The sequence below is a fragment of the Nocardia sp. NPDC056100 genome, from assembly GCF_042266325.1.
Classification (GTDB): Bacteria; Actinomycetota; Actinomycetes; order Mycobacteriales; family Mycobacteriaceae; genus Nocardia.
In genome coordinates this window covers 641,439-660,514 of sequence record NZ_JBHJVY010000001.1, presented here as the reverse complement: position 1 = coordinate 660,514, position 19,076 = coordinate 641,439, and the positions used below count along the sequence as shown (strand labels likewise).

Genomic DNA, 19,076 nt, shown 5'->3' with positions numbered 1-19,076 from the left:
CAGGTCGGGAGGGAGAATTACATCTGTGTCTCTCCTCGAGCGTGCGCCTGCGCGGCAATCGGGTATCGGTGCAGGATGATCGAGGGACCCTCAGAGACGAACCCGGTAGGACATGACGCGCGTCGAAGCCAGCAGCAATGCGGTCGCAGAATCCAGCAGTACGACCGAGATCGGTGAGCAACCGGTGGAGGTGGTCATCGTCACCGGTTTATCCGGAGCGGGGCGTGGTACCGCTGCGAAGGTGCTCGAGGATTTGGGCTACTACGTGGCCGATAATCTGCCGCCCGAGTTGATCGGCCGCCTGGTCGAACTCGGCGAGAGCGCCGATCCGCCGATTCGCAAGCTCGCCATGGTCATGGATGTGCGCAGCAGGTTCTTCACCGGAAATCTCTCGGCGGTCACCGAACAATTGCGCGCCGCGGGCGTGCCCACCCGCATTCTCTTCCTGGAGGCCTCCGACGATGTCCTGATCCGTCGTTACGGGTTCGCCCGGCGGCGCCATCCGCTGCAGAGCGAGAGCGCCGACGGCACGCTGACCGCGGGCATCGCGGCCGAGCGGGCGCGGCTTTCCTCGGTGAAGACCGCGGCCGACCTGGTTATCGACACCACCGCGCTATCGATTCATCAGCTGCACCGAAAGCTGGAAGAGGCCTACGGCGGGGCCACCCCCACCGCCCTCCAATTAACAATCCAATCGTTCGGTTTCAAGTACGGAGTACCACTGGACGCCGATATGGTGTTGGATTTGCGTTTCCTGCCCAATCCGCATTGGGTCCCGGAACTCCGCGAACAGACCGGACAGGATGCCCCGGTCAGTGAGTACGTGCTGTCACGTCCGGGTGCCCAGGATTATCTGGGTACCGGCCGCCACCTCATCGATCTCACCACCGAGGGCTACCGCCAAGAGGGGAAGCGATACATGACCGTGGCAGTGGGCTGCACCGGCGGTAAGCACCGCAGTGTGGCAATAGCGGAGGCCCTGGGTGAACTACTCGGCGCCGGCGCGAACAACGGATCGGGGGACGTTGTTCGCGTGGTTCATCGGGATTTGGGGCGGGAATGAGTGCGCGCGACACCGACACCGCGGCGAGCCGGGGCGCCAACCCCGCGATCGTCGCGCTGGGTGGCGGACACGGTCTGTACGCGACGCTGACGGCGGTGCGGCGGCTGACCCGCAAGATCACGGCGGTGGTGACGGTCGCCGATGACGGCGGGTCCTCCGGACGGCTACGGGCGGAACTCGGCATGCTACCGCCGGGTGATCTGCGAATGGCGTTGGCGGCCTTGGCCGAAGAGTCCGACGGGGTCTGGGCGCGGACGCTCCAGCATCGCTTCGGCGGCTCCGGCGCGCTCGCCGGGCATTCGGTCGGCAACCTGATCCTGGCGGGCCTCACCGAGGAGCTCGGGGATCCCGTTGCGGCCCTTGACGAAGCGGGCAGGATCCTGCGGATCACCGGTCGCGTGCTACCCATGTCGCCGATCGCGCTGACCATCGAAGCCGATGTCGCCGGCCTGGAGGGCGACCCCCGGGTGAGCCGTTGCATTCGAGGTCAGGTGGCCGTGGCGACGACGCCGGGCAAGGTGCGGCGGGTGCGGCTGATTCCGTCGGATCCGCCCGCGTGCACCGAGGCTACCTCGGCAATCGAGCATGCGGACGTGGTGGTGCTGGGCCCCGGCAGCTGGTTCACGAGCGTGATTCCACACGTACTCGTGCCCGATTTGCACGAAGCTCTACTGCACACTCGGGCGCGGAAAGTGTTGGTGCTCAACCTAGCTGCGGAACCGGGCGAAACGGCCGGATTCTCCGCGGAACGGCATCTCCATGTATTGTCCCAGCACGCACCGGATTTCACGGTCGACCATGTTTTGGTGGATTCCGGATCCGTACCCGAGGGTAGGGAGCGCGAACATGTGGCAAGAGCTGCCGAACAGCTGCGAGCACGAGTAACCTTCGCTGATGTCGCCGAGGCCGGGACAGACCGGCACCACCCCGGAAAGCTTGCCGCCGCACTGGATCAGGTGATCCGGCAACCTCGGCCGGAATCAGCAGGGCTTCGAGTCGAAGGACGGCATATGGGCCAACATGTGCGCACCGGGTTGGGTGGAAAGGAGCGCGTCTCGTGGCGATGACAGCGGAAGTGAAGGACGAGCTGAGCCGGCTCACCATTTCTCAGGTGAGCTCGCGCAAGGCGGAACTGTCCGCGCTACTGCGGTTCGCCGGTGGATTGCACATCGTCGGTGGTCGCGTGATCGTTGAGGCAGAGGTGGACATGGGTTCCATCGCACGCCGACTGCGACGCGAGATCTTCGAGCTGTATGGATACGGCTCCGATGTGCACGTCCTGGGTGCGGGCGGACTCCGGAAAACCTCCCGGTACGTGGTACGGGTTTCCAAGGAAGGCGAGGCGCTGGCGCGTCAGACCGGCCTACTCGATGTGCGCGGTCGCCCGGTGCGGGGTCTACCCGCCCAGGTGGTCGGCGGCAGCATCGGTGATGCCGAAGCCGCCTGGCGCGGAGCGTTTCTCGCGCACGGTTCGCTCACCGAACCGGGCCGCTCCTCCGCGCTGGAGGTCAGCTGCCCCGGACCGGAGGCCGCGCTGGCCCTGGTCGGTGCGGCTCGCCGCATGGGCATTTCGGCCAAAGCGCGCGAAGTGCGCGGTACCGATCGCGTCGTGGTGCGCGACGGTGAGGCCATCGGCGCCCTGCTCACCCGGATGGGCGCGCAGGACACCCGGCTCACCTGGGAGGAACGGCGCATGCGCCGCGAGGTCCGGGCGACGGCCAACCGGCTCGCGAACTTCGACGACGCGAACCTGCGTCGTTCGGCCCGGGCCGCGGTCGCCGCCGCCGCCCGCGTGGAACGCGCGCTGGAGATATTGGCCGACGATGTGCCGGATCATTTGGCCGCCGCGGGCAAACTGCGTGTGCTGCACCGGCAGGCGTCGCTGGAGGAGCTCGGCCAGCTGGCCGATCCGCCGATGACGAAAGACGCTGTGGCAGGCCGTATTCGACGCTTGCTGTCGATGGCTGACCGGCGCGCCAAGGAACTTGGCATACCGGACACCGAATCCGCTGTTACCGCGGAGTTGTTGGAAGAGGCGTGATCATGTCCTGAAATCGGACATAATGATCCGATGGCGCTGCACCTCGAAAAGGGTGCGGTGCCATCGGTGTTTCAGTGCACCCTCGCAGACCGTTCCGTATGGACTGTGCCACCTGCTCACACCGGGCCCTACGGCCGTGAGAGGGGCCTGTCCGTTACATCCTCGTGACGGTCTAGGGTGAGGGGTGCAACAGAATAAGTTCCGCGACACAACTGAGGAGCGATAACGTGACTGTCCGGGTAGGTATCAACGGCTTCGGCCGCATCGGACGTAACTTCTTCCGGGCCGTAGAGGCGCTGAAGGCCCTCGGCACCACCGACATCGAGATTGTCGCGGTGAACGACCTGACCGACATCCAGACCCTGGCGACGCTGCTGAAGTACGACTCCATCCTGGGTCGCCTGCCGCAGGACGTCTCGGTCGACGGTGACTTCATCGTCGTCGGTGAGCAGCGCATCAAGGCGCTCGCCATCAAGGAGGGCCCGTCCGCCCTGCCGTGGGCCGAACTGGGTGTCGACGTGGTCGTCGAGTCCACCGGTATCTTCACCGACTCCGCCAAGGCGAAGGGTCACCTGTCCGCCGGCGCCAAGAAGGTCATCATCTCCGCCCCCGCCTCGGGTGAGGACATCACCATCGTGATGGGCGTGAACGATGACAAGTACGACGGTTCGCAGAACATCATCTCCAACGCGTCGTGCACCACCAACTGCCTGGGTCCGATTGCCAAGGTGCTCAACGATTCCTTCGGCATCGAGCACGGCCTCATGACCACCGTGCACGCGTACACCCAGGACCAGAACCTGCAGGACGCCCCGCACAAGGATCTGCGTCGCGCCCGCGCCGCCGCGCTGAACATCGTGCCCACCGGCACCGGCGCCGCCAAGGCCATCGGCCTCGTGCTCCCCGAACTGCAGGGCAAACTCAACGGTTACGCGCTGCGCGTGCCGGTTCCGACCGGTTCGCTCACCGACCTGACCGTCGTGCTGAAGAAGGCCGCGACCGTCGACGAGATCAACGCCGCCATGAAGGCCGCCGCCGACGGGCCGCTCAAGGGCATCCTGAAGTACAACACCGATCCGATCGTCTCCACCGACATCGTGACCGACCCGCACTCCTCCATCTACGACGCGCCGCTGACCCAGGTCATCGACAACCAGGTCAAGGTCGCCTCGTGGTACGACAACGAGTGGGGCTACTCCAACCGCCTGGCCGACCTCATCGGTCTCGTCGGCAAGTCCCTGTAAGCGCGATGGCGATCAAGACACTCCAGGATCTGCTGAGCGAGGGTGTCGAGGGTCGGGGCGTACTCGTGCGCTCCGACCTGAACGTTCCCCTCGACGACAACGGTGTAATCACCGATCCGGGCCGCATCATCGCGTCGGCTCCGACCATCAGGGCGCTCGCCGAGGCGGGCGCGAAAGTGGTTGTGACCGCGCATCTGGGCCGCCCGAAGGGTGAGCCGGATCCGAAGCTCTCGCTCGCTCCCGTGGCGGCGCGTCTGGCCGAAGAGCTGGGCCGCAATGTGCAGCTCGCCGGTGATGTGGTGGGGCAGGACGCGCTCGCGCGGTCCGAGGGCCTCACCGACGGTGATGTGTTGCTGCTGGAGAACATTCGCTTCGACGCGCGTGAGACCAGCAAGGACGACGCGCAGCGGGCCAAGCTGGCCGCGGCGCTGGTCGAGCTGGTCGGCGATGACGGCGCGTTCGTCTCCGACGGTTTCGGTGTCGTGCACCGCAAGCAGGCGTCGGTTTTCGATGTGGCCAAGCTGCTTCCGCATTACGCGGGCGGACTGGTCGCGGCCGAGACCGAAGTGCTGCGCAAGCTCACCGAGAACGCGGAGCGCCCGTACGCGGTCGTGCTCGGCGGTTCCAAGGTCTCCGACAAGCTGGCGGTCATCGAGGCGCTCGCGCCGAAGGTCGACACGCTGGTCATCGGCGGCGGCATGTGCTTCACCTTCCTTGCCGCGCAAGGGCTTCCGGTCGGCGGTTCGCTGCTGCAGGAAGAGATGATCGACACCTGCAAGGGTCTGCTCGACAAGTACGCCGATGTGATCCACCTGCCGCGCGATATCGTGGTGGCGGATAAGTTCGCCGCCGACGCGGAGTCGAAGGTGGTGCCCGCCAACGAGATTCCCGAAGGCTGGATGGGTCTGGACATCGGTCCGGAGTCCACCGATCGGTTCGGCGCACTGCTGACCGAGGCCAAGACGGTGTTCTGGAACGGGCCCATGGGCGTGTTCGAGTTCGAGAAGTTCGCGGCCGGTACCCGCGGCGTTGCCGAGGCGATCGTGGTCGCCACCGGTAAGGGCGCGTTCACCGTGGTCGGTGGCGGCGATTCGGCCGCGGCCGTGCGCACCCTCGGCCTGCCCGATGAGGGTTTCTCGCATATCTCCACCGGTGGCGGCGCGTCGCTGGAGTACCTGGAGGGCAAGGAACTCCCCGGCATCGCGGTACTGGAGGACTGAGCAATGGCACGTAAGCCGCTTATCGCGGGCAACTGGAAGATGAATCTGAACCACCTGGAGTCCATCGCTCTGGTGCAGAAGATCGCTTTCGCCCTGCCCGAGAAGTACTTCGCGAAGGTCGATGTCACGGTGATCCCGCCGTTCACCGATCTGCGCAGCGTGCAAACCCTCATCGAGGGCGATCGCCTTCTGCTCACCTATGGCGCGCAGGATGTCTCGACCCATGACGAGGGTGCCTACACCGGCGAGATCAGCGGTTCCATGCTGGCCAAGCTGGGTTGCACCTACGTGGTCGTCGGTCACTCCGAGCGTCGCCAGTACCACCTGGAAGATGACGCGACAGTGCTGGCCAAGGCCAAGCAGGCGCTCAAATACGGCATCACCCCGATCGTCTGCATCGGTGAGGGCCTGGGCGTCCGCGAATCCAAGACCCACGTCGAGTACAACCTCGAACAGCTCCGCGGTTCTCTCAAGGGCCTGACCGCCGAGGAAATCTCCAAGGTCGTCATCGCCTACGAGCCCGTCTGGGCCATCGGCACCGGCAAGGTAGCCACCCCCGCCGACGCCCAAGAGGTCTGCGGCGCCATCCGCAAGGAACTCGCCGACCTGGCGAATCCCGAAGTGGCAGCCGGAGTCCGAGTCCTCTACGGCGGCTCGGTCAACGCCAAGAACGTAGGCGAACTGATCAGCCAAACCGATATCGACGGAGCCCTCGTAGGCGGCGCCTCCCTGAAGGGCGACGAATTCGCCACCCTCTCAGCCATCGCCGCCGGCGGCCCCCTCCCGTAACGGTCGCTACACCCCCCGATGGGGCCGGACATCACCAGATGTCCGGCCCCATCGGCATTTTCACGTCGTTCGTCGGGCTCACTGGTGAATCATGCGGTGGGGCAGGGGGATCAGGGTATTGACCTGTTGTTGGTAGGTGCGGTAGTCGTTGCCGAAGGTGTTGATCAGGATGCGGTCTTCCTCGTGGACTCGGTGGAGCAGCCAGGCCAGGACGAAGGCGAAAGTCACTGTGGAGGGGCCGAATCCGGCCATGAGGGTGAGGCCGAACATGACGCCGAGGATGCCGGTGTAGATCGGGTGTCGTACGAGCTGGTAGGGGCCGCCGGTGCGTAATTCGTGTTCCTGCTGGATCATCGGGCGTCCGGCCCACATATTGCCCAGGGCCAGTCGTGCCCAGATCATGAGGGCGGACGAGGCGATTACCAGGACCGATCCGAATTCGGTCAGGGCGGGGTTGTGCCAGCTGATCGGGTGCCAGATCGAGGCGGGGAGCAGGTTCAGGATGATGATCAGGGCGGCCAGGCCGATGATCATCCAGGGTTCGGGGAGCAGGGTGCGCGCGAAATGCCAGAGTTTGCCGCGCAGCGTGTCCCGGCGTTGCGCCGCGAACCAGACGGCGGTGACGAGCCAGACGATCCCGACCGCCTGCAGGCTCCAGCCCGCGATATTCGGCAGTAGATGAATGATGACCATGTGTTTCAGCGTGCTCCCGGACCGCCGTCGCGACCACCACCTCGGGGCCGGACCGTGTCCACCCGGGGGTGGACACGGCGGGCAGCCTAGGACGAGCCGGTCCCGGATCCGCTGCCGCCGGACCCGGTGGAGATATTGGTGGTGGTCTGCAACTTCCAGGTGCCGCAGCCGGTGGTGAAGAACGCGATATCGCCGGATTTGATCTCGACGGTGACCTTGCCGTTGATCGCGCCGCCGCTCTCCAGCACCGCGCTGAGATCGTCGGTGATGGCCGAGAGCCGCGCCCAGGCGCAGATGGTGGCGGCGGTGGTCGTGGTGTAGACGCCGGGCTTGATATCGACGCCGACCTTGAAGGTGGAGTCGTAGCCCATGGTGTCGGACACGGTGGCCGAGGCGGGTCCGGCGGCGCTCATGAGCGCGGCGGCGGTGAGGGCAATGCCATTGACCCACAGGGATTTACGCATACAGCAGGGTCCTTCCGGCGGATCCGCCAGCACGAAACCTGACGACTGTCGCGACCCACGTCGAAACTGAAATGAAAACGTTTCGCAGGGTAATCGGCGCGCGCCCGGACGGTGGCGCTTTCGCCGGATCTCACGCGGCGGTCAGCGCACTCCGATTCGGTGTGCCAGCTCGGCATCCAGCGGATACGGCCGTTCCGGCGGCAGTAGCGCCTTGGCGCGATCGACGTGGCCCGCGCGCAGATGAGCCGACATCTTGTGCACCAGCGGCGTCACATCGCGGATCTCCACGGTCCACTCGTCGACGTAGCGATCGATAATGTGCCGGGACAGTCCGACCTGAATACTGCGATGGTCGAGCTTGGCGGCCCGCAAGGAGTACTCCGGATCCCACTGCACGTGAACCACCGCGTGCGAGAACGCTTTTCGCCAAGCCGTCGAGTCGGCGTACACCCGCCGGTCATGACCCGTGAGCACCGCCTGTCCCAATGCCTCCTCCCAACCGGCCCGCGAAATCCGCACCGCGAGAATGCATTCCTGCCCGGGCTTGCGCGCCCAGTTGCTCCGATGCATCAGCCATCGGAAGGACGGTTTGATCCAGGTCATGCGATTGGTGGAGAACGGCGGCACGAACCGCTGCGCCGCCACGGCGGGTGCGGCGATCTGCTCCCGGAATGCCTGATAGACGACGATGCTGTCGCGGTCGTAATCGGCCCTGATCTCGAAGTTGTTCGTCATTGTCCTGCTATCCCGATTGTCTTGTGGGGGAGAGGAATCTGTCCTCGAACGCGGTGCGATTGGCGGAGACAGCGGCCCGATCCCAGACGGCGAACACCACCCGGTCGAAGGCCGCGCCGTGGATATCGAGCGCATGGGCGAATGCGGCGGCGACCTCGGCGGGATCATTGCGGAAGACCCCGCAACCCCACGCGCCGAGCACCAGATCGCGGATGCCATGCCGCGCCGCGACGGCAAGGACCTTGGCCGCACGCGTATTCAGCACCTCGCGCACCGAAACGGGTTGTTCCGAACGCAGATTCAGCTGACCGGCATTCGGTGCGGGCGAGGTAAGGAACGAAACCGGGTACGGATCCGTGCGCAACTCAGCACTCCGATCGCGAATAACCGGCACACCGGGCGAGAAGATCACCCGATCGCTGTATCGAAGATCCGTCGAATCACGATGCGCCGCATAATAATCCGGTGCCTCCAGCAGGCATCGGTACAGCAGCGCACTGCGGCACAGATCCTCCTCCTGTGCCCGCGCGCCACGCAGATACCCACCGCCCGGATTCCGCGCCGATGCGAAATTCAGCACCCCGACCGATCGCCCGCCACTCTCGAACAACCGTCGTGCCGCGTCGATACTGCCCTCATCGGTGACTTCGGGCCGCCCGGCGAAACTTCCGCGTTCGACCCCGGCGACGACGTCTTCCGGTGCGTACGAAACGGTTCCGGCCCGCGCCGCCGCCAGCGCCGCGCGAATATCGACCTCGACGCCGCCGGCCGTCCGATAACCGCCCGCGTCCGCGATCTCCTCGTTCCGCACCGCCATTTCCCTGGGACTACTACTCATGACCCAAGACCGTACGGCGCGCGCCGCACCCCGTCATTCGAATTTTGGTCACCACTACTAAATCCCTGGATTTCCACCCGCACTCCACCCCGGGGTGGTGGGACGCGACCCGCTTCTGACCGACGCTCGAATCATGAACTTGCAGAACGCGGTAGTCGAAGGCGCGATCATCGTGCTGGTGGTCGGTTGGATCATGCTCCGCCAGACCCGCTGGCAGGACCTGGACCCGATGCGCATGTGGCGCGGCCCCATCATCCTGGGCGTCGTCGGATTCGTTCAACTGAAATCCGCGATCCCCGCGGCGGGCATCAGCGCAGTCGCGGTCGTCCTGCTTGCGGTGTCGGCCGTACTGAGCATCGCGGTCGGACTCGCCATGGGCGCGCTGTCCCAGGTCCGCCGGACCGGTGATGGATGGCAGGCGCGCACCGGCTGGCTCGGCTCGGCCCTGTGGCTGATACTGCTGGCGGTCCGCATCGGCGTCGATATCGGAGCCAAGCACCTCGGCGCGGATGTCGTGGCCTCGGTGGGTGCGATCCTGATCATGCTCGCCCTGAATCGCGCGGGCCGCGGCGTCGTCCTGGCCCGTCGCGCCGCACACCCGCACCTGGTTACGGCAGACTGACCGAATGCTGCTCGGAACGCCCCCGACTCGCCTGACCAGGCTCTTCCGCCTGATCGGGCTGGTCGCGGTGATCGCGACCTCCTGGCATGATGCGAGCCTGCACCAACCGTGGGTCGCGGTAGCCGCGATCGTGTCCTGGATCGGCTGGACGGGTTGGCTGCTGACCCCGTTCGATGCCCGGCGCACGGAGCGAATCTTCCTGTGCGCCATGGCCATCGGCGGCGGATTGACCGCCGTGCAGCTGACCGGATCGATGATCACGGCCCTGGTACTGGTGGTCCTGTCGGTGGCGGTGCTGACCGACCCCCTGTGGTTCGGTATCACCATGGCGGCGGTGACCGTGACCGCCATGTGCGTGTCCGCGGTGCTGGCCGGATCCACCGCGACCGGTTTCCTGGGCATTGTCATCTCCATCGTGGTCGTCGCCCTGATGGGCTGGAACCGGCGGCAAACCCGCATCACCAATGAGCAGAATCGACTGCTGCTGGAGCAGAGCCGGGTGATTCGCGCCGAACGCGATCGCGCCGCCGCGCTGGCCGAGCGCGGTCGCATCGCCCGCGATATCCACGATGTCCTCGCGCATACCCTGGGCGGCTTGGTGTTACAGCTCGACGCCGCCGACGCCCTGCTCGAGGCGGGACAGGCGGATCAGGCCGCGGAACGGGTGAAAGCCTCACACGCACTGGCGGTTTCGGGCCTGGCCGATGCTCGCCGGGTCGTGGGCACGCTCCGATCGGAGGATATCGACCTGGGTGCCGAACTGCACCGGCTCGCGGCCGAGCATCGCGCCGCGGGCGGGGCGGTCGAGATGCCCGGTGGGAGTGAGCAACCCGCGGTCGGCACCGATGCCGTGAGCGAACAGGTGGCGGTGGCGCTCGCGCGGGCGGTGCAGGAGGCGCTGACGAATGCCCGCAAACACGCTCCGGGACAGCCGGTTACGCTCATTCGGCGTGACGATCCGGCGGAGCTCGAATTGACGGTGTCGAATCCGATCACCACGCAATTCGGCGCACTGGCCCGATCCGGTTCGGGTGCCGGTCTGCTCGGTATGCGCGAACGCATCGCCGCGGTGGGCGGCACGGTGACGGCGGGGAAGGAGGACGGTCGATGGACGGTGCGAATCCTGGTGCCGCGCAGGTGATCACGGTGGTGGTCGCCGATGATCAGACCACGGTGCGCGACGGTCTCAGCACGGTGCTGTCACTGCTCCCGGATGTCGAGGTGGTCGGCGAGGCCCGCGACGGCGCGGAAGCCGTCGAGCTGGTGCGCCGCCTGTCACCCCGCGTGGTGCTGATGGATCTGCGCATGCCGGGCATCGACGGCGTATCCGCGACCGCGACGATTACCGCCACCCATCCCGAGACCGCGGTGCTGGTGCTGACCACCTACGCCGATGACGCCTCCATCGCGGGCGCACTGCGTGCCGGTGCGCGCGGTTACCTCACCAAGGACGCGGGCCGCGCCGAGATCGCCGCCGCGATTCGCTCGGTGGCCAGCGGTCACACCACCCTCGCCGCCGATGTGGGCGCACGCCTGGTCGCGGCCCTCGAAACCCCCTCGGCTCCCGCCGCCGATCTCACCGATCGCGAACTCGATGTGCTGCGCCTGATGGCGAAGGGCCGCAACAACACCGAGATCGCCCGCGAATTGTTCATCGGTGTGAGCACCGTCAAGAGCCATATCAATTCGCTCTTCGGCAAGCTCGGGGTGAGAGATCGTGGACAGGCCATCGCCTACGCGCACCGCGCCGGTCTGGCTCGCTGAGCCCGTACGCCGTCACCGGCCGCCCGGGCGACACGCCACCTGGCTGCCGGTCGGTCCGCGACCGCCCGGTATTCAGTCGGTGGTCGCCTCTACGATGCAGCTATGTCAGCCCGCCAGCGTCTGCGCATAGTCCCGTCCCAGTTCGTGGTCGAACATCTGCCGAATTCGACCTTCCCCGAGGATGACGACTGGATCGCGCTGGTGCGAGCGCCGGAGGGCCTCACCGCGATTCGCGAGGCGCCGGGCTGGGTCGAGGGTGAGCGCTGGAAGGGTTTCTACGGCGACGGCTCGCACGCCCTGGACAAACCCGGCATGCTGGCCGCGCTCGTCGGCCCGCTGGCCGACGCCGCCATCCCGGTGTTCGTGGTCTCGACCTATCACGCGGATCTGGTGCTGGTCCCGGATCATCGGCTGGTGGAAGCCTCCGAGGTGCTGCGCGAAGCCGGGCACCGCATAGCCGACTAGACACTCCCGCCGGGGTGTTCGCTGTCCAGTAGGTGAACCACGGGTGTACATTTCCCGCCCAGTTGCGTGGAATCCCGCACGGGTGCACGATACTACTGTCTACGTACGTAGAACGTATGTGAGGGCATACGCTGCGGACCAGTGGACACCGGCTCGAGCAGGTACGGGCGTCCCCCCTATTCCAAGTACCACGCACCAGGACTTCGAGCCCAGGCACGGCGTATGAGGCGTCGTGAGATGAGGAGTGACACGCATGGGTGCGCGAGGTTTCGGCGACCTGGAAGCGGTCGTGATCGAACGGATCTGGGATCGCAATGAGAAGACAACCGTCCGTGAGGTGTTCGACGGCCTGGCCGCCGAACGCGATATCGCCTATACGACCGTCATGTCGACCATGGACAACCTGCATCGCAAAGGCTGGCTGGAGCGCGAACGCGCAGGTAAGGCCTACCGCTACTGGCCGACCCTGAGCCGCGAGGAATACAGCGCCCGGCTCATGCGCGAGGCGCTGGGTAGCGGAGGCCGATCCGATTTGGTACTCGCCCATTTCGTCGAGCAGATGAGCGCGGAGGAGTCCGAGGGCCTGCGCGCCGCGCTGCGCAAGCTGACCCGCGGTAAGCGTTGACCCGCCACGCCGATCCCCGCCGCGCCGCCGCCACCGTCTGCTAGCTCACACCGTTCCGACTAAGTACGTACGGAGATAGTAGATTGTTTCCGGACGGTGTCGATCATGTCGCCACGGCGTACGTGATCCCTCGGAACCAGCATCCGGTCAACCGGATTCGAGTCGGGAGGTGGTGTGCGGCGAGCCCGGTTGCGGCCCTCGGTGGTGCTGACGGCACTGCTGGCCGCCGTACTGCTGCTGGTGGCAGTGGCCGCCGACTGCACGCTCTCGCACCGCGACGCACACCACCACGGCGGCACGCCGCTCGCCGAGGAAGCGATCGCACCGGCGGCCTTCATTCACCTCCCGGGCGAATTCCGGAGTCCCGCCGCGCAAGTCATGGATTGCGGACCGCATCAGGAGCACTGTCTCAAGGTCTCGCTGCCCGCCAGCCCGGAGATCTCGCATTCGCAGCTGATGCTGCTCATCGCGGCCGCGCTGGCGGTGCTCGGCACGGCGCGATCCTCCGGCGCGGATTCCGGGCGCGGCCCGCCGAATCCGGTCTTCTCCGTCGTCAGCGGCCGAATGCTGTTGACGCGCCTGTGTATCGCCCGGCGCTGATCGGTCAGCGTCAGGCCGGTGTGTGTTCGCCATCGGCCGGTGTCCGCTGCCCGCGTCCTTCGGCCGCCCCCGGCGGCTCGATACCGAAAGCGATACGCAATGGACAAGATCATGCTCGGCAAGATCGCCGCCCTGGTCGATGAGCAGGTGATCGCCGCACCCGGTGCGGCGCGCCGCCCGCGCGGCCTGGTCGGCAATACCCCGGTGCTGTGGGTGGGGGAACCGTTCGCGCCCGGCGGCCTCGGCTTCTGGGCGAAACTCGAGGGCTTCAATCCCGGCGGTATGAAGGATCGTCCGGCCCTGCACATGGTGCGGCGCGCCGAATTGCGCGGTGATCTCGCGCCCGGTGCGCGGATCATCGAATCCACCAGTGGGACTTTGGGTCTCGGACTGGCACTGGCCGGACTGGTGTACCGGCACCCGGTGACCCTGGTGACCGACCCGGGACTGGAACCGATCGTCGCGCGCATGCTCACCGCCTACGGCGCGCGGGTGGAAGTGGTTGCCGCCCCGCATCCGGACGGCGGCTGGCAGCAGGCGCGCCGCGATCGGGTCGCCGAACTGCTTGCGGCCGAACCGGATTCGTGGTGCCCGGATCAATACAGCAATCCCGACAATGTCGACGGCTACGAATCCCTGGCTCTGGAGCTCATCGAACAGCTCGGCACCGTCGATGTGCTGGTGTGCGCGGTGGGCACCGGCGGGCATTCAGCGGGTGTGGCGCGAGTACTGCGCCGGAGCAATCCCGCACTGAAGCTCATAGGCGTGGATACGGTGTCCTCCACCATCTTCGGGCAGCGGGCCGGGACCCGGCTCATGCGCGGACTCGGTTCGAGCATCTATCCGCGCAATGTGGATTACGCCGCCTTCGCCGAAATCCATTGGGTCGCACCGGCCGAGGCGGTCTGGTCCTGCCGCACCCTCGCCGCCACCCACCTCGCCAGCGGTGGCTGGAGCGTCGGTGCGGTCGCGCTGGTGGCGGGCTGGGCGGCCCGCACGTACGGTCCGGACGCCACGGTCGCGGCGGTGTTCCCCGATGGCCCGCACCGTTATTTCGACACCGTCTACAACGACGACTACTGCGCCGAACACGGCCTGCTGGATGTCACCCCGCCCACCGAGCCCGACGTCCTGACCCATCCGGCGCAACGTCAGGTCGAGTCCTGGACCCGCTGCGACACCGTGCTCGATCCCAGCGCGTTCACCGTGGAGCGCGTCCGGTGAGCGTGCTCACCAAGTTCCGCGGTTTCGACCGCGCTGCACAGCTGCTCATGGTCAACCAGTTCGGCATCAACCTCGGCTTCTACATGCTGATGCCGTACCTGGCCGGATACCTCGCCGGGCCACTGGGTCTGGCGGCGTGGGCGGTCGGATTGGTGCTCGGGGTGCGCAATTTCTCCCAGCAGGGCATGTTCCTGCTGGGCGGTACGCTCGCGGACCGGCTCGGTTACAAACCCCTCATCGTGGCCGGATGTCTGCTGCGCACAGGTGGTTTCGCGCTGCTGGCCTTCGCCTCATCGCTGCCCGGTCTGCTGATCGCCTCGGCCGCGACGGGATTCGCCGGTGCGCTGTTCAATCCGGCGGTGCGCGCGTATCTGGCCGCGGAGGCGGGGGAGCGGCGCGTGGAGGCGTTCGCGGTCTTCAATGTCTTCTACCAGGCGGGCATTCTCGCGGGACCGCTGGTGGGACTCGCGCTGCTGGCCTTCGATTTTCGCGTCACGGCGGCCGCGGCGGCGGTGGTCTTCGCGGCGCTGACGATGGCGCAGCTCTTCGCCCTGCCCACGCGCAAGGCGGCGGCTCCGACCGGTGCGTCGGTACTCCAGGATTGGCGCACCATCGTCGGCAATCGCCGTTTCCTGGCCTTCTCCGTGGCCATGATCGGCTCGTATGTGCTGTCGTTCCAGGTGTATCTGGCGCTCCCGTTGCAGGCGGGCTATATCGCCGGTGCGAGTGCGCAGACGGTGACCTCGGCACTGTTCGTCATCTCCGGCGTGGTCGCCGTCGCGGGGCAGTTGCGCATCACCGCCTGGTTGCGTGCCCGCTGGGGTTCGGGCCGCAGCCTGGTGGCCGGTATGGCAATGCTGTCGGTGGCCTTCTTGCCGCTCGTAATCGTGCCCGGCACACAGCCTTTCGGTCCGGTGGCCGCCATTGTCGCGTTGCTGGTCGCGGCGGCGCTGCTGGCGGTCGGCACGGCGGCGGTCTTCCCCTTCGAGATGGATACGGTGGTCTCGCTGTCCGGAGACCGCCTGGTGGCCACCCACTACGGCTTCTACAACACCATCGTGGGCGTCGGCATCCTGATCGGCAATCTGGCCACCGGCGTCATCGTGGGCGCGGCCCGGGCCGCGGGTATGGATCGCGCGGTGTGGATCGGCCTGATCGTCATCGGCGGTATCGCCGCGACGGCGCTGTATCGGCTCGACCGGAGCATCACCCCACCGGCGGGCAGATCACCAGACCGATTACCCCCACACCCACCGCTGCCAGCGGAATCAGCACCGCCGCTCCCGCCGCGGCGGTGAGCGTGACCCGCGCCCGGGTGCGCTGGGCCGGAGCGGCTGGCTCGGCCAGCCGTTCCACCCGCACCGCCAGCCCGACCTCGGCGACGCCGAGCGCGCCCGCCGGTCCGTCGGCGATGCCGGAGAGGGTGAGCAGCGCCTGAAGTACGGTGCCGCGGCCGTGAATTCGCGCCGCGGCATCATCAGCGATCATCTCCAGCAGACGCGCCACCTCGGCCGCACCGTGAGTGAACAATTCGATGCGCGGCATGACGGTGGCCAGGCCCCGGGTGAGCGCAAGGACCAGGTGATGCCTGCCCTCCAGGTGTGCGCGCTCATGAGTGAGCACCGCTTCGAGATGATCGTCCTCGAGCGCGCTGAGCACGCCGCGACTGACCACGACCGTATGTGGTTTGCCCGCAACGCAATACGCGGCGGGCTGATCGACCTCGAGGATGACCGCGTCCAGTCCGGCATGGTGCCGGCCCGCCAGACGCGCCATCCGCGCGTGCTCATGCGTGGTGCGCCGGGCCTTCAGCAGCGTCCGCACCAGTCTGGCCGCCACCAGCCCGGCGGCCAGGGCGGCGAATCCGGAGAGCAGCAGCAGTCCGGTCTGTACCGGCAGGCCGTAATCGCCGAGCACCGCATCGTGCAGATGCACCAGGCAGCTGTCCATGAAGCGGTGTGGCGCACTCGAAACCCGGTGTGTGGCAAGGTCGAGAATGAGAATCGCGAGCGCCACCGTCCACGCCAGGACGGTCGACGCCATCGCGGACAACCAGGCGGCCAGGGCCACCCGGGGTGTGGCACCCCCGTGTTCCACCAGGCGCAGTAGTCGCGGCGCGAGCACCGCGACGGCGAATCCGTAGAGCGCCAGGCACGCGGCGACGCTCACCGGACCGACCACCGTCCATCCGCCCGCATCGAACTCCTCCCGTTGGTCGGCCCGAGTGTACGGACGAAACCTGAGGGAACCCTTACTGTCACACCCGGGTATTGCCATGTAGGACCCTCGTACGGTAATACTATCTACGTACGGAGATAGTAGATAAAGCTTGTGCCGCCCCCTCATCGGCACAGGGGCGCCGACCGGACCGGCGCCGGCAACGAGCGGACGGGGGACCACCCCTCATCGGGCTCGCTCCGCTCGTTGCCACCCTCCGTATCCGAGGAATTCTGGCCGTCAGAGCGCCGCGAGCAGTTTGTCCGCCGCCGCCTCGATACGGTCCTCATCGAGCAGTACGACATTCGCCGCGGGACCCAGTGGAATGAAGCTGTCCTCGCTGGTGACCCGCGCGATACGGCCGTCGAATCCGGCATCGAGCAACGCCGTGCACACCGCCTCGGAAACGCCTCCGCCGCGCCTGGTTTCATCGGCGACCAATACTCGCCCGGTGGCGCGGGCATTATCGAGCAGATCCTCGACCGGCAGCGGCGAGAGCCAGCGCAGATCCAGCACCCGCGCGTGCACGCCGCGCTCGGCCAGCCGCCGCGCGACCCGCAGGCTCATGGGCACGCCATTGGCGAAGCTCACAATCGTGAGATGCGTCCCGGTGCCGTGCACCCGCGCTCGGCCGATCTCGGCGTGACGCACCGCCGCGGCGGGGGCGAGCCAGCCGCCGTCACCGCTGCGATGCAGATCACGGGTGTGATAGAGCGCGATCGGCTCCAGATACACGCAGACCCGACCGTCCACCCGCGCCGCCGACACACAGGTGCGCAGCATGGCCGCCGCGTCATCGGCGCGAGACGGCGCGGCGATCACCACGCCGGGGATATCCCGCAGTGCCGCAATGGAATTGTCATTGTGGAAGTGGCCGCCGAAGCCCTTCTGATAGGCCAATCCGGCGATGCGCACCACCAGCGGATTGCGATACTGCCCATTGGAGAAGAACGACAGCGTCGACGCCTCACCGCGTAGTTGATCCAGGGCGTTGTGCACGTACGCCAGATACTGGATCTCCGGAATCGGCACGAAGCCCGCCAGCCCCGCGCCCAGGGCCGTGCCGAGCACGCTCTGCTCATCGAGCAGGGTGTCGAAAACCCTTCGCACACCGAAGGTCTGCTGCAAACCCTTGGTGACGCCGTACACCCCGCCCTTGCGGCCGACGTCCTCGCCGAAGACCAGCACATCGGAATCGCGGGTGAGCAGCTGTGCGAGGGTGTGATTCACGGCCTGCGCCAATGTCATTGGGGTACCGGCGTCGGTTTCCGCGGTCGACGGGGCCGCCGGACCCGCGCTGCCGCGCAGGGCGTCGGTGCGGACCACCGTCGGCCGCGCGGGCGCGAGCGGGGCCATGATCGCGGCGGCGGAGGTGAGTTGTGCTTCGCCCCTGACGCTTTCGGCGGTCGCCGTGACCCGCAGACCGATATCGGAGTACCTGCGCAGCATTTCTCCCGGCGTGGCGAAACCCGCGCCGATGATCAGTCGCGCGGTACGCGTCACCGGATCGCCGCGCAGATCGGCCGCGATGTCGGCGGGCCGCCGGTACGCCGATTCGACATCGGAGCCCGCGTGTCCGAGCAAGCGCACGGTACGCAAGCGCAGAAATGCCGGTTTGCGGTGTGCGCGAACCCAATTCGCGGCCTCCCGGGCGGTGGCGAACGCATCGGTCAGTTCGGCCCCGTCGGCCTCGAAATACCGCAGTCCCGGGCGCGCGCCGTAGGCCTGTTCGATCCAGGTGCGCGAGGTGGGCACGCTGATGCCGATCCCGTTGTCCTCGCAGACGAACAGGATGGGCGCGGGGACGCCCAATTGCGCGGTGTGTACGGCGGTATTGATCGCCCCGGTGGCGGTGGAGTGATTGGCCGACGCGTCACCGAAACTGCACACCACCACCGCGTCCGACGGCCACGGGCAGGCCACCTTCATTTGCGCGGCGCGCTCGAGCGCGAACGCCAGCCCGACCGCGCGCGGCAGATGCGAGGCGATGGTGGAGGTCTGCGGAATGATGTGCGCGGCCTTACTGCCGAAAACCTTGTGCCGCCCACCGGAAATCGGATCCGCGATCGCCGAGGTGATGCCCAGCAGCACATCGCGTATCGGATCGATGCCGCCCACCTGCCGGGTGCGCTGGACGAAGAACCCGCCGGAGCGATAGTGCAGCAGTGCGGGGTCGTTCACACGCAATGCCGCGGCTACCGCCGCATTGCCCTCATGCCCGGAGGATCCGATGCTGTAGTACCCGACCCCGTCGCGGGCGAGCTGTCGCGCCGCCAGATCCAGATGTCGCGAGGTGGCCTGCGCCTCGAATAATTCGAGCGCCCGCGCACCGGTGAGCTCGCTGCCCGGTTCGAGCGATTCCTGTTGTGGCCGTGTGGGTCCCGGTCGCGTCGCCGCGACTTCCGCCCGGAACCAGCCGTCGAGTTCGGCCTCCCGCTCGTTGATGCGACCCACCCTCTCCCGTATGTCCGA

20 protein-coding genes are annotated in these 19,076 nt (G+C 67.0%); 14 read left to right on the top strand and 6 right to left on the bottom strand.

Annotated features, from left to right (window positions below; all coding sequences use genetic code 11):
- Positions 1-112: 112 nt before the first annotated feature.
- The 6 genes from rapZ to tpiA all read left to right on the top strand — a co-directional run bounded on the left by rapZ (position 113) and on the right by tpiA (position 6,357).
- Complete coding sequence (gene rapZ / locus ACFC0O_RS03125) at positions 113-1,063, top strand: RNase adapter RapZ (protein ID WP_375953364.1); 951 nt, start codon at positions 113-115, stop codon at positions 1,061-1,063.
- The gene (yvcK, locus tag ACFC0O_RS03120; RefSeq protein WP_375953362.1) at positions 1,060-2,130 is read left to right on the top strand and encodes a uridine diphosphate-N-acetylglucosamine-binding protein YvcK; all 1,071 of its coding nucleotides are present in this window, start codon (positions 1,060-1,062) and stop codon (positions 2,128-2,130) included. The genes rapZ and yvcK overlap by 4 nt, the downstream gene beginning before the upstream one ends.
- Positions 2,121-3,104, top strand: a complete 984-nt coding sequence (gene whiA, locus ACFC0O_RS03115) for a DNA-binding protein WhiA (RefSeq protein WP_364632565.1) — start codon at positions 2,121-2,123, stop codon at positions 3,102-3,104. The genes yvcK and whiA overlap by 10 nt, the downstream gene beginning before the upstream one ends.
- 227 nt (positions 3,105-3,331) lie before the next feature.
- Positions 3,332-4,348, top strand: a complete 1,017-nt coding sequence (gap, locus tag ACFC0O_RS03110) for a type I glyceraldehyde-3-phosphate dehydrogenase (RefSeq protein WP_364632567.1) — start codon at positions 3,332-3,334, stop codon at positions 4,346-4,348.
- Between the two features lie 5 nt (positions 4,349-4,353).
- A complete protein-coding gene (locus tag ACFC0O_RS03105) occupies positions 4,354-5,568 on the top strand; it encodes a phosphoglycerate kinase (protein WP_375953360.1) in 1,215 nt (404 codons plus the stop codon).
- Positions 5,569-5,571: 3 nt separating this feature from the next.
- Positions 5,572-6,357, top strand: a complete 786-nt coding sequence (gene tpiA / locus ACFC0O_RS03100; protein WP_364632571.1) for a triose-phosphate isomerase — start codon at positions 5,572-5,574, stop codon at positions 6,355-6,357.
- A 78-nt stretch (positions 6,358-6,435) separates the two neighbouring features.
- Here the strand turns inward: tpiA and ACFC0O_RS03095 are convergent, their stop codons facing one another.
- The 4 genes from ACFC0O_RS03095 to ACFC0O_RS03080 form a co-directional block, all read right to left on the bottom strand.
- The gene (locus tag ACFC0O_RS03095; RefSeq protein ID WP_375953358.1) at positions 6,436-7,050 is read right to left on the bottom strand and encodes a methyltransferase family protein; all 615 of its coding nucleotides are present in this window, start codon (positions 7,048-7,050) and stop codon (positions 6,436-6,438) included.
- Positions 7,051-7,136: 86 nt separating this feature from the next.
- Entirely contained in the window at positions 7,137-7,514 is a 378-nt protein-coding gene (locus tag ACFC0O_RS03090) for a hypothetical protein (protein ID WP_375953356.1), read from the bottom strand.
- Positions 7,515-7,655: 141 nt separating this feature from the next.
- Positions 7,656-8,249, bottom strand: coding sequence for a DUF4291 domain-containing protein (locus tag ACFC0O_RS03085; protein ID WP_375953354.1), 594 nt, complete (start codon positions 8,247-8,249; stop codon positions 7,656-7,658).
- 7 nt (positions 8,250-8,256) lie between these two features.
- Positions 8,257-9,087 (bottom strand): TIGR02452 family protein, encoded by an 831-nt coding sequence (locus ACFC0O_RS03080; protein ID WP_375953352.1) that lies wholly within the window; start codon positions 9,085-9,087, stop codon positions 8,257-8,259.
- A 133-nt stretch (positions 9,088-9,220) separates the two neighbouring features.
- On the opposite strand from ACFC0O_RS03080, the gene ACFC0O_RS03075 reads away from it, so the two are divergent.
- The 8 genes from ACFC0O_RS03075 (at position 9,221) to ACFC0O_RS03040 (ending at position 15,685) form a co-directional block, all read left to right on the top strand.
- Positions 9,221-9,709 (top strand): hypothetical protein, encoded by a 489-nt coding sequence (locus ACFC0O_RS03075; protein WP_375953350.1) that lies wholly within the window; start codon positions 9,221-9,223, stop codon positions 9,707-9,709.
- A 4-nt stretch (positions 9,710-9,713) separates the two neighbouring features.
- On the top strand, positions 9,714-10,850 hold the full coding sequence (locus ACFC0O_RS03070; protein ID WP_375953348.1) for a sensor histidine kinase: 1,137 nt from the start codon (positions 9,714-9,716) through the stop codon (positions 10,848-10,850).
- On the top strand, positions 10,817-11,473 hold the full coding sequence (locus ACFC0O_RS03065; RefSeq protein WP_375953346.1) for a response regulator: 657 nt from the start codon (positions 10,817-10,819) through the stop codon (positions 11,471-11,473). Before ACFC0O_RS03070 ends, ACFC0O_RS03065 begins: the two co-directional genes overlap by 34 nt.
- Before the next feature lie 102 nt (positions 11,474-11,575).
- A complete protein-coding gene (locus ACFC0O_RS03060; RefSeq protein ID WP_375953344.1) occupies positions 11,576-11,938 on the top strand; it encodes an ACT domain-containing protein in 363 nt (120 codons plus the stop codon).
- A 253-nt stretch (positions 11,939-12,191) separates the two neighbouring features.
- The gene (locus ACFC0O_RS03055; RefSeq protein ID WP_375953342.1) at positions 12,192-12,563 is read left to right on the top strand and encodes a BlaI/MecI/CopY family transcriptional regulator; all 372 of its coding nucleotides are present in this window, start codon (positions 12,192-12,194) and stop codon (positions 12,561-12,563) included.
- 174 nt (positions 12,564-12,737) lie between these two features.
- Positions 12,738-13,163: a hypothetical protein gene (locus tag ACFC0O_RS03050; protein WP_375953340.1), complete on the top strand. Its 426-nt coding sequence runs from the start codon at positions 12,738-12,740 to the stop codon at positions 13,161-13,163.
- Between the two features lie 99 nt (positions 13,164-13,262).
- Positions 13,263-14,387, top strand: coding sequence for a PLP-dependent cysteine synthase family protein (locus tag ACFC0O_RS03045; RefSeq protein WP_375953338.1), 1,125 nt, complete (start codon positions 13,263-13,265; stop codon positions 14,385-14,387).
- Between the two features lie 47 nt (positions 14,388-14,434).
- Positions 14,435-15,685, top strand: a complete 1,251-nt coding sequence (locus ACFC0O_RS03040; protein WP_375955917.1) for an MFS transporter — start codon at positions 14,435-14,437, stop codon at positions 15,683-15,685.
- Here the strand turns inward: ACFC0O_RS03040 and ACFC0O_RS03035 are convergent.
- Both ACFC0O_RS03035 and ACFC0O_RS03030 read right to left on the bottom strand, forming a co-directional pair.
- The gene (locus tag ACFC0O_RS03035) at positions 15,594-16,556 is read right to left on the bottom strand and encodes a M56 family metallopeptidase (protein ID WP_375953336.1); all 963 of its coding nucleotides are present in this window, start codon (positions 16,554-16,556) and stop codon (positions 15,594-15,596) included. The two genes, ACFC0O_RS03040 and ACFC0O_RS03035, sit on opposite strands and share 92 nt — an antisense overlap.
- A gap of 288 nt (positions 16,557-16,844) precedes the next feature.
- A complete protein-coding gene (locus tag ACFC0O_RS03030; RefSeq protein WP_375953334.1) occupies positions 16,845-19,058 on the bottom strand; it encodes a thiamine pyrophosphate-dependent enzyme in 2,214 nt (737 codons plus the stop codon).
- Between the last annotated feature and the right edge of the window lie 18 nt (positions 19,059-19,076).

Excerpts from the sequence above, each read along its gene's own strand:
- rapZ (WP_375953364.1), top strand. The coding sequence starts at position 113 with ATGACGCGCGTCGAAGCCAGCAGCAATGCGGTCGCAGAATCCAGCAGT.
- yvcK (WP_375953362.1), top strand. The coding sequence starts at position 1,060 with ATGAGTGCGCGCGACACCGACACCGCGGCGAGCCGGGGCGCCAACCCC.
- ACFC0O_RS03105 (WP_375953360.1), top strand. The coding sequence starts at position 4,354 with ATGGCGATCAAGACACTCCAGGATCTGCTGAGCGAGGGTGTCGAGGGT.
- tpiA (WP_364632571.1), top strand. The coding sequence starts at position 5,572 with ATGGCACGTAAGCCGCTTATCGCGGGCAACTGGAAGATGAATCTGAAC.
- ACFC0O_RS03095 (WP_375953358.1), bottom strand. The coding sequence starts at position 7,050 with ATGGTCATCATTCATCTACTGCCGAATATCGCGGGCTGGAGCCTGCAG.
- ACFC0O_RS03090 (WP_375953356.1), bottom strand. The coding sequence starts at position 7,514 with ATGCGTAAATCCCTGTGGGTCAATGGCATTGCCCTCACCGCCGCCGCG.
- ACFC0O_RS03085 (WP_375953354.1), bottom strand. The coding sequence starts at position 8,249 with ATGACGAACAACTTCGAGATCAGGGCCGATTACGACCGCGACAGCATC.
- ACFC0O_RS03080 (WP_375953352.1), bottom strand. The coding sequence starts at position 9,087 with ATGAGTAGTAGTCCCAGGGAAATGGCGGTGCGGAACGAGGAGATCGCG.
- ACFC0O_RS03075 (WP_375953350.1), top strand. The coding sequence starts at position 9,221 with ATGAACTTGCAGAACGCGGTAGTCGAAGGCGCGATCATCGTGCTGGTG.
- ACFC0O_RS03070 (WP_375953348.1), top strand. The coding sequence starts at position 9,714 with ATGCTGCTCGGAACGCCCCCGACTCGCCTGACCAGGCTCTTCCGCCTG.
- ACFC0O_RS03065 (WP_375953346.1), top strand. The coding sequence starts at position 10,817 with ATGGACGGTGCGAATCCTGGTGCCGCGCAGGTGATCACGGTGGTGGTC.
- ACFC0O_RS03060 (WP_375953344.1), top strand. The coding sequence starts at position 11,576 with ATGTCAGCCCGCCAGCGTCTGCGCATAGTCCCGTCCCAGTTCGTGGTC.
- ACFC0O_RS03055 (WP_375953342.1), top strand. The coding sequence starts at position 12,192 with ATGGGTGCGCGAGGTTTCGGCGACCTGGAAGCGGTCGTGATCGAACGG.
- ACFC0O_RS03045 (WP_375953338.1), top strand. The coding sequence starts at position 13,263 with ATGGACAAGATCATGCTCGGCAAGATCGCCGCCCTGGTCGATGAGCAG.
- ACFC0O_RS03040 (WP_375955917.1), top strand. The coding sequence starts at position 14,435 with ATGGTCAACCAGTTCGGCATCAACCTCGGCTTCTACATGCTGATGCCG.